Here is a 20796-nt window from a genome sequence, read left to right as displayed (position 1 = left end):
TTCCTGTAAAAGGTATCTTCCTTTACATGTGTGTAAAAAATCTCCACTGATATCAAGGTAGTGACCAGGGACAGTTTCCGAAACCAAATTTCCTAGGAAATATTAGCGCTGGAAGAATTCAATCCATTCTTGATCGGGTCCTCTGAAGAAGAAGTAGCAATATCCATTTGGCAATGTCGTGATTTCTTCATCAATTAATTCAATTTGCAACTTTTGAATACGGTTGAATTCAGCATGAATATTGTCTGTTGTGAAGGCGAGATGGTGAACCTTTCCTTCTGATGGCAGGTCACTGCTGTAGCCCTGAATGAGCTCAATTTCTGTTTCTGCTTCGTCTTTGAATCCCAAAAATGCAAGCTCAATTACCCCGTTTGTATGAGTGATCCGATCCTTTAATTTCATGCCCACAACCTTTTCATAAAAATCAATGGACTGATCAATATTCGTGACCATAATACCTGTATGATCTAAGCGTAATGTCGTCAAAAGAAGAGCCTCCTCTATGTCATGTTGATATTTTTCTACTCATCTTATCATAATAGAAGTAACGTATACATTCATATGGTAGGATAGAGAGAGTCAATTTAGGATAAGGATGACACAAATGAAAAAAATCTCATTAAAACAAACTTTTGCAGAACAAGTGAAAAAGGGATATCCGCTCATTTCAAAAGATGCTGTATCGCGTGTGAACGGTGTGCAGGAAGGCGAGCTCATTGAATGGGTGGATGAAAGAGGCTCCTTTTTAGGAAAAGGGTATTATGGTGTGCAAAATAAAGGAATCGGCTGGGTGCTTTCCTTTAATGCGAACGAAAAAATAGATCAGTCCTTTTTTGTCTCTAAGCTTGAGCAGGCAGCGAAAAACAGAACGCATTTATTTCAAGATGCGCAGACGACTGCTTTCCGTGTGTTCAATGGAGAAGGTGATGGAATTGGTGGGATCACCATTGATTATTATGACGGATTCTATCTCATCCAATGGTATAGCGAAGGGGTCTATACATTAAAAGCAGATGTATTGGCTGCGCTTGAGCAGGTATATCCAGACTATAAAGGAATATATGAAAAGAAACGATTTGATACGTCTGGACAATATATTGAGGATGATGATTTTGTGAAGGGAGAAAAAGGGGAATTCCCTCTTATCGTCAAAGAAAACGGCATGAATGTGGCGGTTTACTTAAATGATGGTGCCATGACAGGCATTTTCCTTGATCAACGTCATGTGAGAAAAGCAATTCGAGATCGTTATGCAAAAGGAAAGACTGTGCTCAATACATTTTCTTACACAGGTGCTTTCTCGGTGGCAGCAGCACTTGGCGGAGCGAGCCGTACGACAAGTGTGGATGTCGCAAACCGCAGCTTGAAAAAAACATCCGAGCAGTTTGAAGTCAATGGAATTGATGTGGACGGGCAGGATATCAAGGTCATGGACGTATTTAAATACTTCCCATTTGCAGCGAAGAAGGGATGGACCTATGATCTAGTCATCTTGGATCCGCCTTCCTTTGCACGAACGAAAAAACACACATTCAGTGCAGCGAAGGATTATAAAAAGCTATTAAAAGAAGCCATCCAAATCACAGCTGAGAACGGCGTCATTGTGGCATCAACTAATAGCAGTGCATTTGGAATGAAAAAATTTAAAGGATTTATTGCTCAGGCCTTTAAAGAATCTGGGCAAACATATCGTATCCTCGAAGAATATACACTTCCCGAGGATTTCCGTACAACCAAGAATTATCCTGAAGGAAACTATTTGAAGGTTGTCTTCATCCAAGCATAAGAAAAAGCCATTTTCCGATAAGGGGAAATGGCTTTTTTTATAAGGCGAACGACATAAGGATAGGCGCTGCACATAATGTAATAATGGCGGAAATAATCATCGATACACTTGAGATCGTGCCTGAGACAGAGCTTAATTCAAAGGCTTTCGATGTTCCTGCTCCGTGTGCACCTGTACCAAGTAGGACGCCCATGGCAATGTCATTATCAATGTGGAAATAACGGATGACCATTGGACCGATGATTGAACCAAATAGTGCCGTTAGAATGACGAATACAGCCGTAACGGAAGGCATGCCGCCTATCATTTCTGACACACTCATCGCCACCGGTGTTGTGACAGACCTTGGGACAAGGCTTTCAATAAGGCTTGTATCCAAATGAAACAATTTGGCGATAAATGCCGTGGATAAGATCGCAATGACAGATCCGCAAGCCACATTCAAAATAATTTCCACTGCATGCTTCTTCAGAATGTGAAAATACTTATATAAAGGAATGGCAAAAGCAACAGTCGCAGGCTGAAGCATATTCGTGAGCCATTTCCCGCCTTGATTATAAGCATCGTAAGGAATATTGACGATTAACAGCAAGGCTACTAGGACAAGCGGAGTCACAAGTAACGGGGAAACATAGACTTTCGGATGCCGTTTGTACACCGCTTTTGATCCGAGATATAAAAGAACCGTTAAGATCAAAAATAGTCCGCCAACTAACATAGCTTTTTTCGCTCCTTTCTTTTCGCAATCATTTGCGTCATCATGCCAGTCGAAAGCATGACCACAAAAGTACTAAGTAAGACGACAAGGACAATACTTGTGCCAGATTGAGAAAGCAATTTTCCATAATCAATTACACCTACTGCTGACGGGATAAAGAAGAGCAGCAGTTCTCCAAGCAGCCATACGGCGCCAAGTTCAATCCATTTTAATTTAATGATGTTAAAATGAAGTAATAAGAAAATGACAAGAATGCCTAAGATCGTGCCCGGAATTCTTAAATGCAAAAAGGCCGCCAGTGCATTCATTAATTTCGCAAAAACAAATAAAGCCATAATCTGAAGGGTAGCAATCAGCGGCGTTTTGAGCAATTGCACTTTCTGTTCACTCCTTTTTCTATATAAATTGTTCACTGTTTCACAAAAACATGACAACGTTCTTATTGATGAGCTTACTTTAAAGTGTACAGCACGTTCTATTATAGGTAAAATACATATATCGAATAGTTATTATTCCTTTTGTCTATAGAAAGGGTGAGCCATGTGGACATCAGACATTTAACATATTTCTTAGAAGTGGCAAGGCTAAAGAGCTTCACGAAAGCATCGCAATCCCTTTATGTGTCCCAGCCGACCATTTCCAAGATGGTCAAAAACCTGGAGGATGAGCTGGGGGTGCAGTTATTTTACCGAAATGGGCGGCAGGTTGAAATGACAGATGCTGGACAAACCATGTATACACAGGCAAGTGAAATCACCCAATCATTTCAGAATTTAACGAGTGAATTAAATGATGTAATGAATGTGAAAAAAGGGCATATCCGAATAGGACTGCCGCCTATGATTGGGTCAAGTTTCTTCCCGAATGTCATGGGAGAATTCCGTCAGCAGTATCCTGATGTCACATTTCAATTGGTTGAGCACGGCTCCATCAAAGTCGAGGAAGGCGTGGAGGATGGATCGTTAGATATTGGTGTCATTGTTCTACCTGCAAATGATAAAATTTTTCATACGTACACCATTATTAAAGAGAACATGAAGCTTGTGACGCATCCATCGCATCCGATGGCAGGGCGTGATGAGGTACATTTAGCTGATTTGAAGGAAGAGTCTTTTATTTTCTTTAGAGAAGATTTTGTTCTGCACAGTCGAATATTGAATGAATGTATGAATGCAGGGTTCCGGCCCAATGTCATTTATGAAACGTCTCAATGGGATTTCATTAGTGAAATGGTAGCCGAGAACCTTGGGATCGGACTTCTTCCTGAACGGATCTGCCGTGATCTTGATCCTGAAAAGGTGAAGGTCATTTCCTTAAACCCATCAATTCCATGGCATTTGGGTGTCATTTGGCGAAAGGACCGCTATTTGTCCTTTGCAGCAAGAGAATGGTTAAAGCATACTAAATCCTATGTTTGGGATGCTGAGTAAAAGGGAGGACGATACTGATGAAAATAAGCCACGCATCTAATCTACTGGAGAAAGTTCGAGCACATAATCCACTCGTCCATAATATCACCAATCAAGTCGTGACGAATTTTACAGCCAACGGATTGCTTGCTTTAGGTGCTTCTCCAGTCATGGCAAATGCCAAAGAGGAAGTCGCCGAAATGGCGCAACTAGCCGATGCACTTGTGCTCAATATCGGCACACTGACAAAGGACACTGTGGAGGCCATGGTCATTGCAGGACAAGCGGCCAATGAGAAAGGTGTACCTGTTCTCTTAGATCCTGTTGGGGTCGGTGCAACAACGTTTCGGACGAGAGCAGCGAAACAGCTGTTACAGCAAATAAAGATATCCGTTGTGAGAGGAAATGCTGCTGAAATTGCTCATTTACTCGGAGTGGATGGCTGGCAGTCAAAAGGCGTTGATGCGAAAGAGACGAATGGGGATGTATCTGCATTAGCTAAGCAAGCGGCAAACGTATTTCAAACCGTTGTGGTGATCACAGGAAAAGTCGATATGGTGTCAGATGGAGATGAGGTGCTGTCCATTCATAATGGACATGAATGGCTGACAAAGGTGACAGGGACTGGTTGTTTACTCACATCTGTTATCGGCGCATTTTGTGCAACGGGTGAACTGCCACTTCATGCGTCGGCAGCTGCTCTTTTGTTTTATGGTGTTGCAGCTGAAAAGGCTGCTCAGCAGACAAAAGGGAGTGGACCAGGAACCTTTCAAATAGAATTGTTAAACGCATTATCAAACACAAATAGCGATGATGTGATCACGTTAGGGAAAATAGGGGGAGCTTCGCATGACAAAGGCTGATCAACAGCAAATCAAACAGCAATTATCGGTTTATTTTATTATGGGAACAACGAATACAAGCAGGCATCCGCTGGATGTCGTGAAAGAAGCCATTCAAGGCGGGATCACCATGTTTCAATTTCGTGAAAAGGGTGAAGGAGCCCTGCAAGGTGAAGAGAAGAAACAATTGGCCCGGGACATACAAGCTCTGTGCCAAGAAGCGAATGTCCCTTTTATCGTAAATGATGATGTACAGCTAGCGATAGATCTTGATGCAGATGGTGTCCATGTTGGTCAGGAAGATACAAATGCACAAGACGTGAGGCAGAGGATCGGACATAAACTATTAGGCGTGTCCACTCATCATATAGATGAAGTGAAACAAGCGATGAAGGACGGGGCAGATTATGTCGGGATGGGTCCGGTTTACCCAACAGAGACGAAAAAGGATACACGCACTGTCCAAGGTGTGTCTTTGATCACCGAAGTACGTCGTCATGGTCTTCATATTCCGATCGTTGGGATTGGCGGCATCTCATATGAAAATGCTGCACCAGTCATACAAGCAGGAGCAGATGGCATTAGCATCATTAGCGCCATTAGCCAAAGCACGGATCCAAAAAAAGCAGCAGAAGAACTAAAATCACTTGTTGTATCAGAAAAAGCATCTCTTTAACCTGTAGAAGACATGAATGACTCCATTCATGTCTTTTCTTATTTGGGGGAAAATAGACAGGAGAGAAACAATTGTGTACAATCTTATTGTTCGATTATTTTCGAAATGACAGGTAAATAAAGGAGAATGAACAATGGAAGTGCTCGATACGTATTTTCGCCGATATGATGAGGCGGGAAAAGGACAGGAGCAAATGGACGAATTGCTGGCGTTGTTTTCTGATGATGTCATGATTGTCTTAAATGGTGCTCAAAAGCCTGGTATCCAAGAGTTTACACAATTTTTGAACACGTTCTTTCACGTACATGAAGACATTAAGCATATGTGGGATGGATGGGTGAAAAGAGAAGATGGAAAGTATGAAACAAACTGGGCCGTTTGCGGAAAGCTCACGAATGGTCGTGTATATACAGCAGAAGGAATTGATATTGCGGAGCTGGACGACCAAGGGAACATCATTTATTTAGAAAACGTCCCGAAAAACCCAGAGTTATTCCAGCGGTATTAAAAAGCCGGCAGAGCAGCCGGCTTTTCTTTATGAATCGGTATCCATATGCATGCCTGTATGTGCCTTTACTTGAATTTCTGTAAAGGTCTCTTCATCAGCTTTTTCAGAGGAGAAAATGGTGCCTAAGTACGCGGCAAGGAATCCAAGTGGGATAGAGATAATCCCTGGGTTCGACAGTGGGATGAGTGGCTCGCCTGTGAAGATGGCTGCTCCCGATGGGTCCCAGACGCTTGGGCTGAGAGATACGATGATGAGTGCGCTCAGAAGACCTGTTAAGCTCCCTGCAATGGCACCAGTGGAGTTGAATCGTTTCCAAAAGACAGTGAAGATAATCAATGGTAAATTCGCACTTGCTGCTACTGCGAAGGCGAGAGACACGAGAAAAGCAACGTTTAAGGACTGGGCAAATAACGCAAGGGCGATGGAGAGAATAGACACACCAATTGAAGCAAAGCGTGCGGCCTTGACCTGTTCCCGTTCACTCGCTTTCCCTTTTCGGATGATCTGACTATAAAAGTCATGAGCAAAAGCAGATGCGGCGGATAATACGAGTCCCGTTACCACAGCCAATATGGTTGCAAAGGCGATTGCAGAAACAAAGGCAAATAAGAAATCTCCTCCAAGGGCTTGTGCGAGCATAGGTGCGGCCATGTTCCCTGCGGCATCGGCTGCTGTGATCGCTTCTGATCCAACAAAGGCAGCGGCACCGAAGCCAAGGAAAACCGTCATTAAATAAAAAATCCCGATGATCCAAGTGGCTGAAAGGACAGATTTTCGCGCGGAAATAGCATCCTTTACCGTATAAAAACGGATCAAAATATGTGGCAAACCTGCCGTTCCGAGCACTAGGGCAAGATTCAGAGACAGGGTTTCCAATGGCACATCATACTTATTCCCCGGATGAAGGAATGACTCACCAAGCGGGGTCGCTGTTTTCATCTGCTCGAACATCTTCAGCAGACTAAAATCAAACTTTGCAAACACAAGCAGTGAAATGATCAAGGTTCCAAGCATGAGGAGAACGGCCTTTGTGATTTGTACCCAGCTAGTAGCAATCATGCCGCCAAACACCACATAAATGGTCATCAAGACACCCACGATCAACACCGCGATCCAATAATCAATGCCAAGAAGCAGTTTAATCAATGCGCCTGCTCCAACAAGCTGTGCAATCATATAAAAAGTAGATACCGTAATCGTGTTAAAGGCAGCAACCCCTCGAATGGCCGGCCGCTTAAATCGTGCAGCAATCATATCTGCCATCGTATATTTCCCTAGATTTCTTAGCGGTTCAGCCACAACATAAAGAACGACAAGATACGCCACAAGAAAACCAATGCTATAGAAAAAACCGTCAAATCCATTTAACGCGATCATTCCGGCGATTCCTAAAAATGATGCAGCGGACATATAATCGCCTGCGATGGCAAGACCGTTCTGAAACCCTGTCAGACCTCCGCCTGCTGTGTAAAAATCACTCGCGCTGCTTGTTTTCTTCGCAGCAAAATATGTGATGACCAATGTGAGCCCTACGATCGCTACGAATAAAATAAAAGCGGTCATGCTCATTCGTCATCACCTCTGGATTCAGTTTTTAAAGCGCTTACATATTTGTCGAACTGAGCCGCTTTTTTCGCATAAAGTCCACATAAAACCCATGTCATGACAAATTGTGTGAGGGCGAATAACCAAGCCCATGAGATAGCACCAATTGCCGGCGTGTTCAAAAAGGTGAAGTAGGATGTAGCAACCGGAAGTGAAAAGTAAAAGAGAAAAAAGAAAATCGTCATCGGTACGATAAATCTGCGTTTTTCCTCAAGAAGTTTTCGAAAATCCTCTGAAGCGGCAACCTTCTTATAATGAACTTTTTTGTCTGCCATTGTTTCCTCCTTTGTACGAATTAGGGACAAGGTACTCCAATGCATATGAGACGATCTGGTTGTTTATGACAGTATATCATAAAAAAGGCACCCGAAAAGGGTGCTTTCTACCGATAATTCGCAAGAAATGTTTGTCTCGCTTTTTCATATGCTTCAGCATCAAAATGATCTCCGCATTTGTGTATACACCAAGGCTCCTCTTGTCTCGCGATCCCGACCTCATATCCTTGCTTCACGAATTCAAAAGACTGCGATACATCATAAAAATGAAAGCCGTCAAAAAGATCCTCACGCCACCTGATATCATACTGAGTCGCCATAAAAAGACCGTCAATAGCCGAAGCTTTGGTATAATCTTGGGACTCCGCTTGTTGACGACCAGATTCAAACGAAAGCAGCTGATAAGTCTCGTGCCGATATTCAATCACTTTCCCCCTACAATCCTGGCTCTCCCACCAAATCCCATTGTCAGGCACACTTTCTGCACCTATCACCCCAAGCAAGCCAAGTGACGGATTTTGCAAAAAAAGTGGGATGAGCTCGAGAAGCATATGCTGTTTGACGATCAGTGTATCTTGATGAAGATAAATTTTAAACTGAGCAGGATGAGTGAAGGCTTCATTATATCCAGAGGCCATACTTGATGCCTGTCTAATCGGCAAGACCTCCACATGATACCCATGCGGAGCGGGAAGTGAGGCGAGCTGCCGGAAGCAAGCTTGAAACATCGATTCATCATTCACACATAAAACAAATAGGATAGTGGGATTACTCATTGAATGGAACCGCCTCAACTACATATTGATAGGCTGTAGCTGCTTCGTTAAAATCAAAACGAATGCCGTGCTTTACGAGTAATTCATGTAAATCATTCATCACACTCGCATAGGAAGGGTGCTGTACGCGAATGGCTTCAAGTTCGCGAATGCGAAAACCCGCTGAATGAAAAAGTGCATGAATTTCGTGAAGGGTAAAGAAACGTAAATGTGTTTGATCCATTAACCCTGCATCTGTATAAGAAAATCTGCCGGCTAGTAATTCTAAAACCGTTGAAATATGGCCGATATTCGGAATGGATGACAGGATGGCACCCTCTTTTTTAAGGAAGGGTTTGACTTTTTTTAAAACAGCCCACGGGTCCAATAAATGTTCAAGTACGTCTCCAAAAATGATGCAGTCAAATTGTTCATGTTGATAAGGGAGAGCCATCTGTTCAATATTGCCGCATAGAACATGATCTAGCTCCTGCTCAGCCTGCTTTGCTGCATTCTCAAAAGATTCAATCCCGTAAATGGTTCGGTCCTTTTGTTTAAGGACTTTTCCAAGCTTGCCTGTGCCGCATCCGATATCCAAAATAGACGTCCATTCCTCACGAATACGGCTGACGATGACAGGGTTTACACCGTGATAATACTGATCCTTTTTTTGGTGATAATAGGAAAGGGAATCTGAACTCATGCTCTACCCACCTTTCTTTTTTCTCGTTGGTCTCATGCTTAATATATGGGTGGGTAGCTTGGTTTTATAACGAGAGATGGGCAATTTTCATGAATGGCAGCTAAAAAGGGATCATATAAAGAACGGGAAATGGACTGTCCTCCTAATATAGAAAGACAGAACCCCATTGAGTGGAAGGGATTGGTTTGAAGAGGTTTTCAATTATTGTAGCGTATCGTCATGAAAGGATTTTCGAAAGGTCAATTGACAGGTCAGAACTTTTAGCCAAAGCAGTCTGAAAGACAAAGGATAACGGCGTTGATTTACGGTTTGTTTATCATCTTCTGATCACCGTTGGATGTTAAAAAAGCTTGTATTTCTTCGATGCCTAGTCCAATTTTTTTCGCTTCCTGAATCAAATAAACCCACTCTTCGTCAACTCTTCTTTTCACTTGCGTATCCATAATATCCTCCAGTTCAATAAGACATATTCATCTGCAACCAATGACTTGAACAAACCGTCTAGTAACTGTACGTGTGTGTGAAAACAGCACAAATTAGATTTTGTCGAAAAATGATGACATTTAACCTATTTTGTAAAATCTATCACCTACCACGTCCCTAAAAAAATGACTAAAAAACCCAAAATTATTGAATTCTTACTTCTAATAATAAACAATTGTAAAGTCAGTTAAAAGATTATAAATTAAAATAATGATAAAGACCTGAATCATTTGACTCATACAAACCGATTAGGTTGACATATGCCATCGATTAAAGCAAATTTCATCTTTGCAGGACGTACATATTGTTCGTTTGGGAAGTTCTTCTCAAGATGGTATTCTAAAAGAAACAGAATCCACCAAGAAGGAATGAAGAAAGACATGAATAGCCTTTTTCAAAAGTATCAAGAAGTTGTCATGTATCTTGTCATGGGTGTGTGCACAACCATTGTCAACATAGTCAGCTTCTATTTATTCGTTGAGATGTTTTCCATGGATTATAAAACAGCAACGGTTGTTTCATGGGTATTTGCTGTTCTCTTTGCTTATATCACCAATAAGAAGTATGTCTTCAAGCAAAAGGCTCGTGATACAAAAAGTCTTATGCGTGAGCTTTCTTCATTTTTTAGTGTCCGTCTCATGTCTCTAGGTGTAGATCTGGGGCTGATGATTTTATTTGTGAGCCAAATGGCGCTCAATGAAACTGTCGCAAAAATTCTTGTCAACTTTGTGATTGTGGTAGTCAACTATGTCGCCAGTAAATGGTTCGTCTTTAAGAAAACAAAAGAAGATGCGATTTAACACATGAAAAAAGACAGGTGATGTGAAATGAGCAGCAGGCCAGACGAATTATATGATGCCATATATCAACAAACAGAAAAGCAGCATGAACAAGTGCTGAGGCTAGTCAAAGAAATGACTGCACATCCAGAAGCGTTTTCAGAACAAGAAAAGGAAAAGATCAATCGCATGGACATTGCGCTTCAAACGGCAACGGACATTTTAGAAAACTTAATGACCCCTGACACGCAAATGACCATTGTTTTAAGACAAGGGAGAATTCGTGTTGATCTGACGAAAGCGTAAAAGAAGCAGCCAATTGAAAAGCGGCTGCTTTTTATTATGCATCGCTTGTTTCCCGCAATTGCTTTGGAGACATGCCGATTTTTTTTCGAAAGACTTTATTCAAGTAATTCGCATTTCGGTAGCCGCACTGTATGGCGATTTCTTCAATCGAATATTTCGTTGTTTTCAGTAACGTTTCCGCCTTTTCTAATCGAATATTGGTTAAGTAGTGAATCGGTGTGAAGCCAGTTGCCTTTTTGAATTCCCTCGTAAAATGACTTTTGGATAAACGTGCCGCAGCTGCCATATCGTCAGGGCCAATTTCCTCGTGAAAATGATGGCTTGCAAACAAGGCTGCTTGGACGATGGGCTCAGGCCATTTCTCCATTTGTCCCTCAAGCTTTGGCAAATATGAATACAGTTCCATGACAAATTGATAAGCAAGGCTAGACCCTTCAAATGGATTGGTAATCCGTCTTTCACTGGCTTCATCATAAATTTTCTTCAGCAGGCGGATCGGTTTTGAGTTTGGATGAAAACGCATGACCTGCTTTCCGTGATCCATAAATTGATCAAAGCAAAGATCGCAGGCTTCCCCGTAAAGCGTCAAATATAGAAATTCCCAATGCTCACTGTCCTCTGGAAAATAATATTGATAGGCACTTGGGCTTTTCACGAGAAAGGCCTGCCCAGGCAATACTTTGAATCGCTTTTGTCCGATTTCAATCATGCCATGTCCAGACAGTGTGAGCTGAAAGATGCACTTGCCCTGATCCTTCCGCTCTACGCCATTCCAGCTGTATAACGAAGATGATTGAACTTCCCAGCCAACAGACCATATTTGCGCTGGCAATGTAACATCAGAATGGTGAAAACGAAATGCAAATGCTTCCTTCTTCAAATTGGAAATCCCCCTTCACAGCAAAAAACAACCTTTTTCTATTTTGAATCATGGTACACCTCATATCACATCGTACCATTCCACAGCAAAAAAAGGGTATTTTTTAACGGTTTTTTTACCATTGAACTCCCGCTATTGAGGCAACTAAAATAAGATTATCAGAAGAGAAAAGGGGAATGGATATGATCGATAGGTTACGTGCGGCATTTCACCAGCAATTTGGAGATAAAGAAGAACTTCGTTATTTTTTCGCCCCAGGGAGGGTGAATTTGATTGGTGAACATACCGATTACAATGGAGGCCATGTCTTCCCTTGCGCGCTCACTCTCGGTACGTATGCTGCCGGTGCAAAACGGTCAGATGGACGCGTCAGAATGTATTCCTTGAACTTTGAAGAAGATGGTGTGAAAGAATTTGACCTTTTTGAAATCGCTTACGCAGAATCGGACGGCTGGGCGAACTACCCAAAGGGAGTGTTCAATCAATTTATAGAAGCAGGTATGGATATCAAAGAAGGGTTTGATATCGTATACGGTGGCAATATTCCAAACGGCGCAGGGCTGTCTTCATCTGCCTCCATTGAGCTCGTCACAGCTGTCTTGATCAATGAATGGTCTTCATTCGGCATTTCGCCTGTTGATCTTGCCCTTCTTTCGCAGCGTGCAGAAAATGACTTCATTGGCGTCAATTGTGGCATTATGGATCAGTTTTCGATTGCTCTCGGAAAAGAAGATCACGCTATTTTACTCAATTGTGACACCCTTGCCTTTGAATACAGTCCGTTTCGGCAAGAGGGGCTAGCGCTTGTGATTGCGAATACAAACAAAAAGCGGGCGCTGGCTGACTCCAAATACAATGAACGCCGGTCAGAGTGTCAATCTGCTTTAAACAACCTTAGAAAAGAAATCGACATTGCACATTTATGTGAGCTCACTGCGGAAGAATTTGCCCAGCATGCCCATTTGATTCAAGATGAAACGTGCCGCAAACGTGCAAGACATGTGGTGACGGAAAACGAGCGGACCATGAAAGCAGTAAATTTTCTGAAAGATGATAAAATGGAAGAACTAGGTGCTCTCATGAAGGCCTCTCACCTTTCTTTAAAGAATGATTATGAAGTGACTGGACTTGAACTAGATGCACTTGCTGAAGCTGCTTGGCTTCATCCTGGGACGATAGGCTCTCGTATGACAGGTGCAGGCTTTGGTGGCTGCACGATCAGCATTGTGAAAGAAGAGCTGCTGGATTCATTTATAGAAGAAACAGGTGCGATTTATCAAGAAAAAACGGGCATTCAAGCCTCTTTTTACACAGCTGGAATTGGAGGCGGCGCAAGAGAATTAACGAAGGAGGAAATGTGATGACAATTTTAGTTTGCGGAGGAGCAGGGTTCATTGGCAGTCATGCGGTAGCGGCTCTTTTAGCTAAAGGCGAACAAGTGGTGGTAGTTGATAATTTGCAGACAGGTCATAAAGAAGCTGTTGTAGAGGGAGCTGTATTAGAAGAGGGGGATTTAAGAGATCAAGCTTTTTTAAGACAGGTTTTTCAAACGCATCAAATCGAAGCGGTGATGCACTTTGCAGCAGATTCACTTGTTGGCGAGAGTGTGACGGACCCGCTCAAGTACTATGACAACAACGTCGGAGGAGCAACGGCTTTACTTCAGGTGATGCATGAATTTGATGTGAAGCACATTGTATTTTCTTCAACCGCTGCCGCGTACGGTGAACCAAAGCGTGTGCCGATTGTTGAAACGGATGAGACGAACCCTACGAATCCTTATGGAGAAACGAAACTAGCGATTGAAAAAATGTTGAAGTGGTCTGAGCAAGCATATGGGCTGGAATACGTTGTGCTTCGCTACTTCAATGTAGCCGGTGCTCATCCAGAAGGGCTTGTCGGTGAAGATCATCAGCCTGAGACACATCTCATTCCGATTATTCTTCAAGTCGCTTTAGGGAAACGTGATCAGATCATGATTTACGGCGATGATTATGAGACAGAGGACGGAACGTGCATCAGAGATTACATTCATGTCATGGATTTAGTTGAGGCGCACATTTTAGCCGTTGATCGGCTGCGCGTAGGAAAAGGAAGTGCGACATATAACTTAGGAAATGGCACAGGCTTCTCTGTGAAGCAGGTGGTCGAAGCCGCAAGGGAAGTAACGGGGCATGCCATCCCGGCACAGGTAGCCAAAAGACGTGCGGGAGATCCGGCAAAGCTGATTGCTTCTTCTGAAAAGGCATTGCAAGAATTGGGCTGGAAGCCTCAATATGCTGACCTTCACACGATCATTCAAAGTGCGTGGGAGTGGTTTCAGAAGCATCCAGATGGCTACGAAAGTGAATAAAGCGTAACAGGCAGGCAAGAGAGGGGACAGAGGGAATGGCGATAGATATTTTTGAAAAGCTGGAACAGCTGATTCAATATGGGATCAATAAAGAGCTGATTACACCACTAGATATCGATTATACGAGAAATCGACTGCTTGAGGTGCTTGGGCTCGATGACGCTGAAGCAAGAACAATTTCGGGAGACGCGGACCTTGAAGACATCTTAATGCCGATACTGGATTGGGCAGTAGAAACAGGCCTTATTCCTGAGGGGACAGATACGTATCGTGATTTACTAGATGCAAAAATCATGGGCTGTTTGGTGGCGCCTCCAAGTGTCATCTATGCGAAGTTTGAAGAGAAACGCCAGCAAGAAGGACCGAAGGCGGCTACAAGCTGGTTCTATGAGATGCAGCAGCATGCACACTATATTCATACAGGCAGAATCGCCAAAAATGTGCAGTGGTTTACAACAACAGATGATGGCGTGCTGGAAATCACTATTAATCTATCGAAACCGGAAAAGGATCCAAAAGCGATCGCTGAAGCCAAGAAGCTCAGTCAAAAGCAATATCCTCTTTGTCTGCTTTGTAAAGAAAACGTTGGGTTTGGGGGGCGAATCAATCATCCAGCGAGACAGAATCACCGGATTATCCCTGTAACGCTCACAGACGAATCGTGGTTTCTGCAATTTTCACCCTATGTGTATTACAACGAGCATTGCATTGTGTTCAAGGGCGAGCACGAGCCAATGCAGATCACAAAAAAGACCTTTGAACGTCTGCTTTCCTTCATATCTATATACCCGCACTATTTCATTGGATCGAACGCCGACCTTCCTATTGTTGGAGGGAGTATATTAAGCCATGACCATTTTCAAGGCGGTGCGCATGAATTTCCGATGGCGAAAGCAGAGATGGAAGACGTCTTTTCACTCAAAGCGTTTCCAAATGTGAGGGCTGGCATTGTGAAATGGCCGATGTCTGTGATTCGTCTTCAAAGCAGCGACCGGCAAACGCTCGCCGACGCAGCGGACTTTATCTTGCACGAGTGGAAAATGTATTCAGATGAAGCAGTGGGGCTGATCGCTCATACAGGAGAGACTCCGCACAATACCATTACACCAATTGCACGCCGATATGGGGAAGACTATGAATTAGATCTCGTGCTGCGTAATAACCGTACAGACGAACGGCACCCAGACGGAATTTTTCACCCGCACGAAGAAGTTCATCATATAAAAAAAGAGAACATCGGGTTAATTGAAGTGATGGGCCTTGCCGTCCTTCCTGGCAGATTAGCTGAGGAATTAAGCCATTTAAAAGCGGCACTGCTATCCCAAAAACCCCTTGAAGAAATCAAAGCCCGCCCTGCAATTACGAAGCACGAAACATGGGCGAAGCGCCTGCTTGAAGAGAACACCTTCACAGAGGATAATGCAGAAGCCATTTTACAACAAGAAATCGGCTATATTTTTTCTCGAATTCTCTCGCAGGCGGGTGTGTTTAAAAGAACCGAGCAAGGGAAAACAGCTTTTAAACGTTTCATTCAAACACTCCATACAGGCAGGTGATTAGATGATTGAACAGGTAAGAACCTTAATGGAAGAAAAACAACTCGACGGTGTCCTGATTCGAAAGAGGAATAACTTCTCTTGGCTAACAGGAGGAAGAAGGAATCACATTGTGTTAAATACGCCAGAGGGCGTGTGTCAGCTGCTCGTTTTGAAAGACGACATTGTCCTCATTGTGAATCAAATGGAAGAAAAGCGGATCATTGAAGAAGAAATGGCGTATGTCGACCATCCCTTTCAAGTGGTTACAATGGATTGGTATGAGGATGATGCCCCCTACATTCGCACACTCACAAAAGGCAAACGAATTGGGGCAGACGTTCAAATGGAAGGGTTTGAGTTGATCGAGCCAGATTTGTCGCACGCTCGATCGATCCTTTCAGCAACACAGCTCAGCCAATATGAAACCCTTTGTCATGAAACAGCTGTTATTGTAGAGAGTGTCTGTAAAGAAATCGTTCCAGGGCAAACGGAACATGAAATTGCTTCGCTTGTCGCCCAAAAAGCGATTGCGCAAGGCATGACGATTGAAGTGCTGCTCGTGGCAACAGATGACCGTATTCATCAATACCGTCATCCAATTCCTACCGAAAAGGCGCTTCAAAAGCATGCGCTTGTTGTGCTTTGTGCTGAACGGCACGGACTCGTGGCCAATGTGACAAGATCCGTTTACTTTGGTCAGCTTCCGAAGGAGCTTGAGGAAAACAAGGAACGGCTTGCGCGGATTGATACGGTTATGAATGCAGCCACCCGTCCCGGAAAAACCATTGGAGATGTACTGAAGGCAGGAATTGCTCAGTACGAAAAAGAAGGCTTTCCGGATAGTTGGAAAAAACTTCACCAAGGAGGAAAGACGGGCTTTGTATCTAGAGAGATCATTGCAGTTCCTTCATCTAAGGAGGAGGTTCAGCTTCATCAAGTGTTCACCTGGAATCCTTCATTGCCAGGGCTGAAATCAGAGGATACGATGGTAGTGGAGAAAGAAAAGAATCGCTTTTTAACCTATACGGGCAAGTGGACGTACATTGACATTGAACATGAAGGGGACATCTATAGACGACCTGACATCTTGGTGAGAGATGAATAAATGCAGAATGCCGGCGATCAGCCGGTTTTTTGCTGGAAGTCTTTAGTGAGATTCCACTCATTTATCAGCATTACCAATTCTTACAGCGCACAGGCTGAAGATCGATACTTTCTTTTCTTGTCAACTTGCGTTAAAATGAGTAAGGTTTTTGTTAAATGTAGGATGCCTATATCGAAATTGTTTACCTAGATAAAATTTCAGTAAGTTAAATTGAAATTTGACCAAACTTTTTTATTGTGGTAAACCTAAATTTGACAAAGTTCTTGATTGTATGTCCTTTGCCTTCAACTCTCAACTTTTCAAATTCCTAGAAATTTATTGTGTGTGCAATAATATAAATTTATGTCGAATTTATGACATTTTAATAGAAATCTGTTGAAAAATAAATGAACTTTTGAAAAAAGGGGAGCTAACTCCTACAGATTTTGATAGCATTACAAAGGGAAGAAAAGTTTTCGAAGGCAGATGGCTTTTCACAATTATTTAGCAATTTATACATTATCTAAGGAAGGATGGTGATCTTCTTGTTCAGAGCCATTAAACCTATGCTTTTATTAGCGATGCTCGTGAGTGTTTTTGTATTAGGAGGTTGCAGCAATATCGCTGTTTTAGATCCTAAAGGACCTGTCGCAGCACAACAAAAAGACTTAATCCTTTTATCTATCGGATTCATGCTCTTTATCGTTGGCGCGGTATTTGTACTGTTTACCATCATTTTGGTTAAATACCGTGAGCGTAAGGACGTTGGAAACGCCTCTTATAATCCAGAAATTCATGGGAATACGCTTCTAGAAGTTATCTGGACAGTGATCCCAATATTAATCGTTGCTGCCCTTTCGGTTCCAACTGTAAAAACAATTTACTCTTTGGAAGAGGCACCTCAAGCAACAAGCCATAAAGATCCACTTGTTGTTTATGCTACAGCAGTTGATTGGAAATGGATCTTTAGTTATCCAGAGGAAAATATCGAAACAGTGAACTACTTAAACATTCCAAAAGATCAGCCGGTTTTATTCAAAATCACTTCCGCTGATACAATGGCATCACTATGGATTCCTCAGCTAGGCGGGGAGAAGTATGCGATGGCTGGAATGGAAATGGAACAGTATCTTCAAGCTGATGAAGTAGGCACATACGAAGGAAGAAACGCCAACTTCACAGGTGAGGGCTTTGCTCAGCAAAAATTCAAAGTCAATGCGATGACGCAGTCTGACTATGATAAATGGGTAAACAAAACGAAAAAAGAAGCACCAAAGTTAACGAAGAAAACGTATGACTACCTGATGCTTCCTGATGCTGCAGATGTGCAGACATTCTCATCAACACATTTATCTTTTGCGAAGCATGGAGAGGACTCTGAATATGCACTCCAAGCACGCAAACGTTTAGGTTATCAATCAGTTTCTCCGCATTCCAAAACAGATCCTTTTGAGAATGTGAAGAACTATAAAAGAAAACTAGATAGTGAATAAACTGACTAAGGAAAGGAGGAGGCCGTTATGCATTTAAAATGGGATGAGTTTTTTGTAACTGGAGACCCATTAATTCTTGGTGCGCAAATTTCTATCGCTCTTACTTCCATTGCCATCGTTTTTGTTTTAACATACTTCAAAAAGTGGAAATGGCTCTGGAAAGAATGGTTAACATCAGTTGATCATAAAAAGCTAGGGATCATGTATATCCTTGCTGCTGTGATTATGTTCTTCCGCGGTGGGGTAGACGGACTGATGATGCGCGCACAGCTGGCGCTTCCTAATAATACGTTTTTAGATTCCAACCACTATAATGAAATTTTTACAACGCATGGTACGATCATGATTCTATTCATGGCAATGCCATTTTTAATTGGTTTAATCAACGTCGTTGTTCCTCTTCAAATTGGTGCACGTGACGTTGCATTCCCGTATTTGAACAACCTTAGCTTCTGGACATTCATGGTCGGAGCAATGCTGTTCAACATTTCCTTCGTTATTGGAGGATCACCAAGTGCAGGCTGGACGAGTTACATGCCGCTCGCCGGAAATGATTTCTCACCAGGACCTGGACAGAACTATTACTTGCTCGGGCTCCAAATTGCAGGTATTGGTACACTGATGACAGGTATTAACTTCATGGTGACCATCTTAAAAATGCGTACAAAAGGTATGACACTTATGCGTATGCCAATGTTTACATGGACAACATTGATTACGTCTGTCATCATCGTTTTCGCATTCCCTGTATTAACAGTTGCTTTAGCACTTATGACATTTGATCGTTTATTCGGTTCTGCATTCTTTACACTCGAAGCAGGCGGTATGCCAATGCTTTGGGCGAACCTTTTCTGGATTTGGGGACATCCTGAAGTTTATATCGTGATTTTGCCTGCTTTCGGTATTTTCTCAGAAATATTTGCGACGTTCTCAAGAAAGCAGTTGTTTGGTTACAAAGCGATGGTTGTATCGATTGTGGCTATCTCTGTTCTTAGTTTCCTTGTGTGGGTTCACCACTTCTTTACAATGGGGAACAGTGCAGCGGTTAACTCATTCTTCTCGATTACAACAATGGCGATATCTGTACCAACAGGTGTTAAAATCTTTAACTGGCTCTTTACGATGTATCGCGGCCGGATCAGCTTTACATCACCAATGCTTTGGGCACTTGGTTTCATCCCGAACTTCGTGATCGGTGGTGTAACTGGGGTTATGCTTGCGATGGCAGCCGCGGATTACCAGTACCATAACACGTACTTCCTTGTATCCCACTTCCACTATGTATTAATCGCAGGTACTGTATTTGCTTGTTTCGCTGGTCTTGTTTTCTGGTATCCAAAAATGTTTGGTTACAAGTTAAACGAAAGAATCGGCAAATGGTTCTTCTGGGTATTCATGATCGGATTTAATATCTGTTTCTTCCCGCAGTACTTCTTAGGACTGCAAGGAATGCCAAGACGTATTTATACGTATGGACCGGAAGATGGCTGGACTGCACTAAACTTTATTTCAACAATTGGTGCATTCATGATGGGTATCGGATTCATCATCCTTTGCTATAACATTTACTACAGCTGGAGACACGCAAAACGTGAAGTGTCTGGAGACAGCTGGGGAGAAGGACGTACGCTTGACTGGGCGACATCTTCTGCAATTCCGCCGCATTATAACTTTGCAGCACTTCCAGAAGTGACAACACCAGATGCATTCCATCATTGTAAGAAAAACAATTTGGACGTTCATCCAGAAAAAGAGTTTAAGAAAATTCACATGCCGCACAATTCAGGCAGACCACTGATCATGTCTGCATTCTTTGGACTTGGTGCATTCGGTCTTGTATTTGAATGGTACTGGATTGGCGTTATCGGCTTAATCGGTGTATTCGCCACAATGATTTTACGTTCATTTGAATATGACGATGGCTACTATATTCCTGTTGAAGAAGTCATTGAAACAGAGAAAAAGAATAAGGAGGCGCAGAAGTAATGGGACATAATGATAGCAGCTATGCAAATGCACCGCTTGAATATCAGTCTGAAACCGGACGTTTAAACATCCTTGGTTTCTGGATATTCCTTGGCGCGGAAATCGTGTTATTCTCAACACTTTTTGCGACCTACTTTGTTCTTCATGGCAGAACAGCTGGTGGCGTTTTACCAGCTGAGCTATTTGATATGAAGCTTGTATTGATCATGACATTCCTGCTATTAGTCAGCTCATTTACATGTGGGATTGCCGTTCATGAAATGCGCCGTGGAAGTACAAAAGGGGTTGTCATTTGGACAATTCTGACACTGCTTCTAGGTGCAGGCTTCGTTGGCTTTGAAATTTATGAGTTCTTCCATTATGTACACGAGGGTGCTAGCATCCATACAAGTGCGTACTGGTCTGCATTCTTCGTTCTATTAGGAACTCACGGACTACACGTATCAATCGGTATCTTCTGGATTACCGGGGTCTTGTTCCAAATTAAAAAACGTGGATTAACTCCACAAACAGCATCGAAGATCTTTATTTCAAGTCTATACTGGCATTTCCTTGATGTTGTATGGATTTTCATCTTCACAGCTGTGTACTTGATCGGATTAGGGGGGCTTTTGTGA

23 protein-coding genes are annotated in these 20796 nt (G+C 42.7%); 14 read left to right on the top strand and 9 right to left on the bottom strand.

The window, feature by feature from the left end; all coding sequences use genetic code 11:
• Nucleotides 1-102: 102 nt before the first annotated feature.
• Complete coding sequence (gene glxA, locus C6W18_RS09165) at nt 103-486, bottom strand: glyoxalase GlxA (RefSeq protein ID WP_008345541.1); 384 nt, start codon at nt 484-486, stop codon at nt 103-105.
• A 118-nt stretch (nt 487-604) separates the two neighbouring features.
• Between glxA and C6W18_RS09160 the strand changes: the two genes are divergently transcribed.
• Nucleotides 605-1786, top strand: coding sequence for a class I SAM-dependent rRNA methyltransferase (locus C6W18_RS09160; protein WP_105927379.1), 1182 nt, complete (start codon nt 605-607; stop codon nt 1784-1786).
• 37 nt (nt 1787-1823) lie between these two features.
• Here C6W18_RS09160 and C6W18_RS09155 read toward each other — a convergent pair whose 3' ends face one another.
• Together C6W18_RS09155 and C6W18_RS09150 are read right to left on the bottom strand one after the other, a co-directional pair.
• A complete protein-coding gene (locus C6W18_RS09155; protein ID WP_034321920.1) occupies nt 1824-2504 on the bottom strand; it encodes a CidB/LrgB family autolysis modulator in 681 nt (226 codons plus the stop codon).
• Entirely contained in the window at nt 2498-2881 is a 384-nt protein-coding gene (locus C6W18_RS09150) for a CidA/LrgA family holin-like protein (RefSeq protein WP_078061707.1), read from the bottom strand. The genes C6W18_RS09155 and C6W18_RS09150 overlap by 7 nt, the downstream gene beginning before the upstream one ends.
• A gap of 165 nt (nt 2882-3046) precedes the next feature.
• Between C6W18_RS09150 and cidR the strand changes: the two genes are divergently transcribed.
• The 4 genes from cidR (at nt 3047) to C6W18_RS09130 (ending at nt 5939) form a co-directional block, all read left to right on the top strand.
• Nucleotides 3047-3934 carry a cidABC operon transcriptional activator CidR gene (gene cidR, locus C6W18_RS09145; protein WP_034321923.1) on the top strand — a complete coding sequence of 296 codons (888 nt, stop codon included), beginning with the start codon at nt 3047-3049 and terminating at the stop codon, nt 3932-3934.
• Nucleotides 3935-3951: 17 nt separating this feature from the next.
• Nucleotides 3952-4776, top strand: coding sequence for a hydroxyethylthiazole kinase (gene thiM / locus C6W18_RS09140; RefSeq protein ID WP_105927378.1), 825 nt, complete (start codon nt 3952-3954; stop codon nt 4774-4776).
• Nucleotides 4763-5431, top strand: a complete 669-nt coding sequence (gene thiE / locus C6W18_RS09135) for a thiamine phosphate synthase (RefSeq protein WP_105927377.1) — start codon at nt 4763-4765, stop codon at nt 5429-5431. The genes thiM and thiE overlap by 14 nt, the downstream gene beginning before the upstream one ends.
• 133 nt (nt 5432-5564) lie before the next feature.
• Nucleotides 5565-5939 carry a nuclear transport factor 2-like protein gene (locus C6W18_RS09130; RefSeq protein ID WP_034321932.1) on the top strand — a complete coding sequence of 125 codons (375 nt, stop codon included), beginning with the start codon at nt 5565-5567 and terminating at the stop codon, nt 5937-5939.
• A gap of 27 nt (nt 5940-5966) precedes the next feature.
• Here C6W18_RS09130 and C6W18_RS09125 read toward each other — a convergent pair whose 3' ends face one another.
• The 5 genes from C6W18_RS09125 to C6W18_RS09105 all read right to left on the bottom strand — a co-directional run bounded on the left by C6W18_RS09125 (nt 5967) and on the right by C6W18_RS09105 (nt 9720).
• The gene (locus C6W18_RS09125; RefSeq protein ID WP_034321936.1) at nt 5967-7508 is read right to left on the bottom strand and encodes a solute symporter family protein; all 1542 of its coding nucleotides are present in this window, start codon (nt 7506-7508) and stop codon (nt 5967-5969) included.
• Nucleotides 7505-7819: a DUF485 domain-containing protein gene (locus tag C6W18_RS09120; protein WP_034321939.1), complete on the bottom strand. Its 315-nt coding sequence runs from the start codon at nt 7817-7819 to the stop codon at nt 7505-7507. The genes C6W18_RS09125 and C6W18_RS09120 overlap by 4 nt, the downstream gene beginning before the upstream one ends.
• 107 nt (nt 7820-7926) lie before the next feature.
• A complete protein-coding gene (locus C6W18_RS09115; RefSeq protein ID WP_034321949.1) occupies nt 7927-8595 on the bottom strand; it encodes a glycosyltransferase family protein in 669 nt (222 codons plus the stop codon).
• A complete protein-coding gene (locus C6W18_RS09110) occupies nt 8588-9277 on the bottom strand; it encodes a class I SAM-dependent methyltransferase (protein WP_105927376.1) in 690 nt (229 codons plus the stop codon). The genes C6W18_RS09115 and C6W18_RS09110 overlap by 8 nt, the downstream gene beginning before the upstream one ends.
• Before the next feature lie 302 nt (nt 9278-9579).
• Nucleotides 9580-9720: an anti-repressor SinI family protein gene (locus tag C6W18_RS09105; protein ID WP_008345506.1), complete on the bottom strand. Its 141-nt coding sequence runs from the start codon at nt 9718-9720 to the stop codon at nt 9580-9582.
• 456 nt (nt 9721-10176) lie between these two features.
• On the opposite strand from C6W18_RS09105, the gene C6W18_RS09100 reads away from it, so the two are divergent.
• A complete protein-coding gene (locus C6W18_RS09100) occupies nt 10177-10560 on the top strand; it encodes a GtrA family protein (protein ID WP_012011676.1) in 384 nt (127 codons plus the stop codon).
• 27 nt (nt 10561-10587) lie between these two features.
• Complete coding sequence (locus C6W18_RS09095; RefSeq protein ID WP_008345502.1) at nt 10588-10845, top strand: hypothetical protein; 258 nt, start codon at nt 10588-10590, stop codon at nt 10843-10845.
• Between the two features lie 34 nt (nt 10846-10879).
• On the opposite strand, the gene C6W18_RS09090 is transcribed toward C6W18_RS09095, so the two are convergent.
• Entirely contained in the window at nt 10880-11725 is an 846-nt protein-coding gene (locus C6W18_RS09090) for an AraC family transcriptional regulator (protein WP_034321958.1), read from the bottom strand.
• Nucleotides 11726-11907: 182 nt separating this feature from the next.
• Between C6W18_RS09090 and C6W18_RS09085 the strand changes: the two genes are divergently transcribed.
• From C6W18_RS09085 to qoxC, 7 genes are all read left to right on the top strand, one after another.
• Complete coding sequence (locus tag C6W18_RS09085; RefSeq protein ID WP_373465668.1) at nt 11908-13086, top strand: galactokinase; 1179 nt, start codon at nt 11908-11910, stop codon at nt 13084-13086.
• Entirely contained in the window at nt 13086-14078 is a 993-nt protein-coding gene (gene galE / locus C6W18_RS09080; protein ID WP_105927374.1) for a UDP-glucose 4-epimerase GalE, read from the top strand. The genes C6W18_RS09085 and galE overlap by 1 nt, the downstream gene beginning before the upstream one ends.
• 35 nt (nt 14079-14113) lie before the next feature.
• Nucleotides 14114-15634, top strand: coding sequence for a UDP-glucose--hexose-1-phosphate uridylyltransferase (gene galT, locus C6W18_RS09075; protein ID WP_105927373.1), 1521 nt, complete (start codon nt 14114-14116; stop codon nt 15632-15634).
• 4 nt (nt 15635-15638) lie between these two features.
• On the top strand, nt 15639-16721 hold the full coding sequence (locus tag C6W18_RS09070; RefSeq protein ID WP_105927372.1) for a M24 family metallopeptidase: 1083 nt from the start codon (nt 15639-15641) through the stop codon (nt 16719-16721).
• A 515-nt stretch (nt 16722-17236) separates the two neighbouring features.
• Nucleotides 17237-18193, top strand: a complete 957-nt coding sequence (gene qoxA, locus C6W18_RS09065) for a cytochrome aa3 quinol oxidase subunit II (protein ID WP_105927438.1) — start codon at nt 17237-17239, stop codon at nt 18191-18193.
• A 27-nt stretch (nt 18194-18220) separates the two neighbouring features.
• Nucleotides 18221-20179 (top strand): cytochrome aa3 quinol oxidase subunit I, encoded by a 1959-nt coding sequence (gene qoxB / locus C6W18_RS09060; protein WP_105927371.1) that lies wholly within the window; start codon nt 18221-18223, stop codon nt 20177-20179.
• Nucleotides 20179-20796, top strand: coding sequence for a cytochrome aa3 quinol oxidase subunit III (gene qoxC / locus C6W18_RS09055; RefSeq protein ID WP_034321973.1), 618 nt, complete (start codon nt 20179-20181; stop codon nt 20794-20796). Before qoxB ends, qoxC begins: the two co-directional genes overlap by 1 nt.

The organism is Bacillus sp. LLTC93 (assembly GCF_002993125.1).
Classification (GTDB): Bacteria; Bacillota; Bacilli; order Bacillales; family Bacillaceae; genus Bacillus; species Bacillus zhangzhouensis.
Note: the sequence above shows the minus strand (reverse complement) of the source record. Positions and strands in the feature narration are given on the sequence as shown.

What these genes read in the sequence shown, in the direction of transcription:
- C6W18_RS09160 (WP_105927379.1), top strand. Translation starts at nt 605, where the DNA reads ATGAAAAAAATCTCATTAAAACAAACTTTTGCAGAACAAGTGAAAAAG.
- C6W18_RS09155 (WP_034321920.1), bottom strand. Translation starts at nt 2,504, where the DNA reads ATGTTAGTTGGCGGACTATTTTTGATCTTAACGGTTCTTTTATATCTC.
- thiM (WP_105927378.1), top strand. Translation starts at nt 3,952, where the DNA reads ATGAAAATAAGCCACGCATCTAATCTACTGGAGAAAGTTCGAGCACAT.
- thiE (WP_105927377.1), top strand. Translation starts at nt 4,763, where the DNA reads ATGACAAAGGCTGATCAACAGCAAATCAAACAGCAATTATCGGTTTAT.
- C6W18_RS09130 (WP_034321932.1), top strand. Translation starts at nt 5,565, where the DNA reads ATGGAAGTGCTCGATACGTATTTTCGCCGATATGATGAGGCGGGAAAA.
- C6W18_RS09125 (WP_034321936.1), bottom strand. Translation starts at nt 7,508, where the DNA reads ATGAGCATGACCGCTTTTATTTTATTCGTAGCGATCGTAGGGCTCACA.
- C6W18_RS09120 (WP_034321939.1), bottom strand. Translation starts at nt 7,819, where the DNA reads ATGGCAGACAAAAAAGTTCATTATAAGAAGGTTGCCGCTTCAGAGGAT.
- C6W18_RS09115 (WP_034321949.1), bottom strand. Translation starts at nt 8,595, where the DNA reads ATGAGTAATCCCACTATCCTATTTGTTTTATGTGTGAATGATGAATCG.
- C6W18_RS09110 (WP_105927376.1), bottom strand. Translation starts at nt 9,277, where the DNA reads ATGAGTTCAGATTCCCTTTCCTATTATCACCAAAAAAAGGATCAGTAT.
- C6W18_RS09105 (WP_008345506.1), bottom strand. Translation starts at nt 9,720, where the DNA reads ATGGATACGCAAGTGAAAAGAAGAGTTGACGAAGAGTGGGTTTATTTG.
- C6W18_RS09100 (WP_012011676.1), top strand. Translation starts at nt 10,177, where the DNA reads ATGTATCTTGTCATGGGTGTGTGCACAACCATTGTCAACATAGTCAGC.
- C6W18_RS09095 (WP_008345502.1), top strand. Translation starts at nt 10,588, where the DNA reads ATGAGCAGCAGGCCAGACGAATTATATGATGCCATATATCAACAAACA.
- C6W18_RS09085 (WP_373465668.1), top strand. Translation starts at nt 11,908, where the DNA reads ATGATCGATAGGTTACGTGCGGCATTTCACCAGCAATTTGGAGATAAA.
- galE (WP_105927374.1), top strand. Translation starts at nt 13,086, where the DNA reads ATGACAATTTTAGTTTGCGGAGGAGCAGGGTTCATTGGCAGTCATGCG.
- galT (WP_105927373.1), top strand. Translation starts at nt 14,114, where the DNA reads ATGGCGATAGATATTTTTGAAAAGCTGGAACAGCTGATTCAATATGGG.
- C6W18_RS09070 (WP_105927372.1), top strand. Translation starts at nt 15,639, where the DNA reads ATGATTGAACAGGTAAGAACCTTAATGGAAGAAAAACAACTCGACGGT.
- qoxB (WP_105927371.1), top strand. Translation starts at nt 18,221, where the DNA reads ATGCATTTAAAATGGGATGAGTTTTTTGTAACTGGAGACCCATTAATT.
- qoxC (WP_034321973.1), top strand. Translation starts at nt 20,179, where the DNA reads ATGGGACATAATGATAGCAGCTATGCAAATGCACCGCTTGAATATCAG.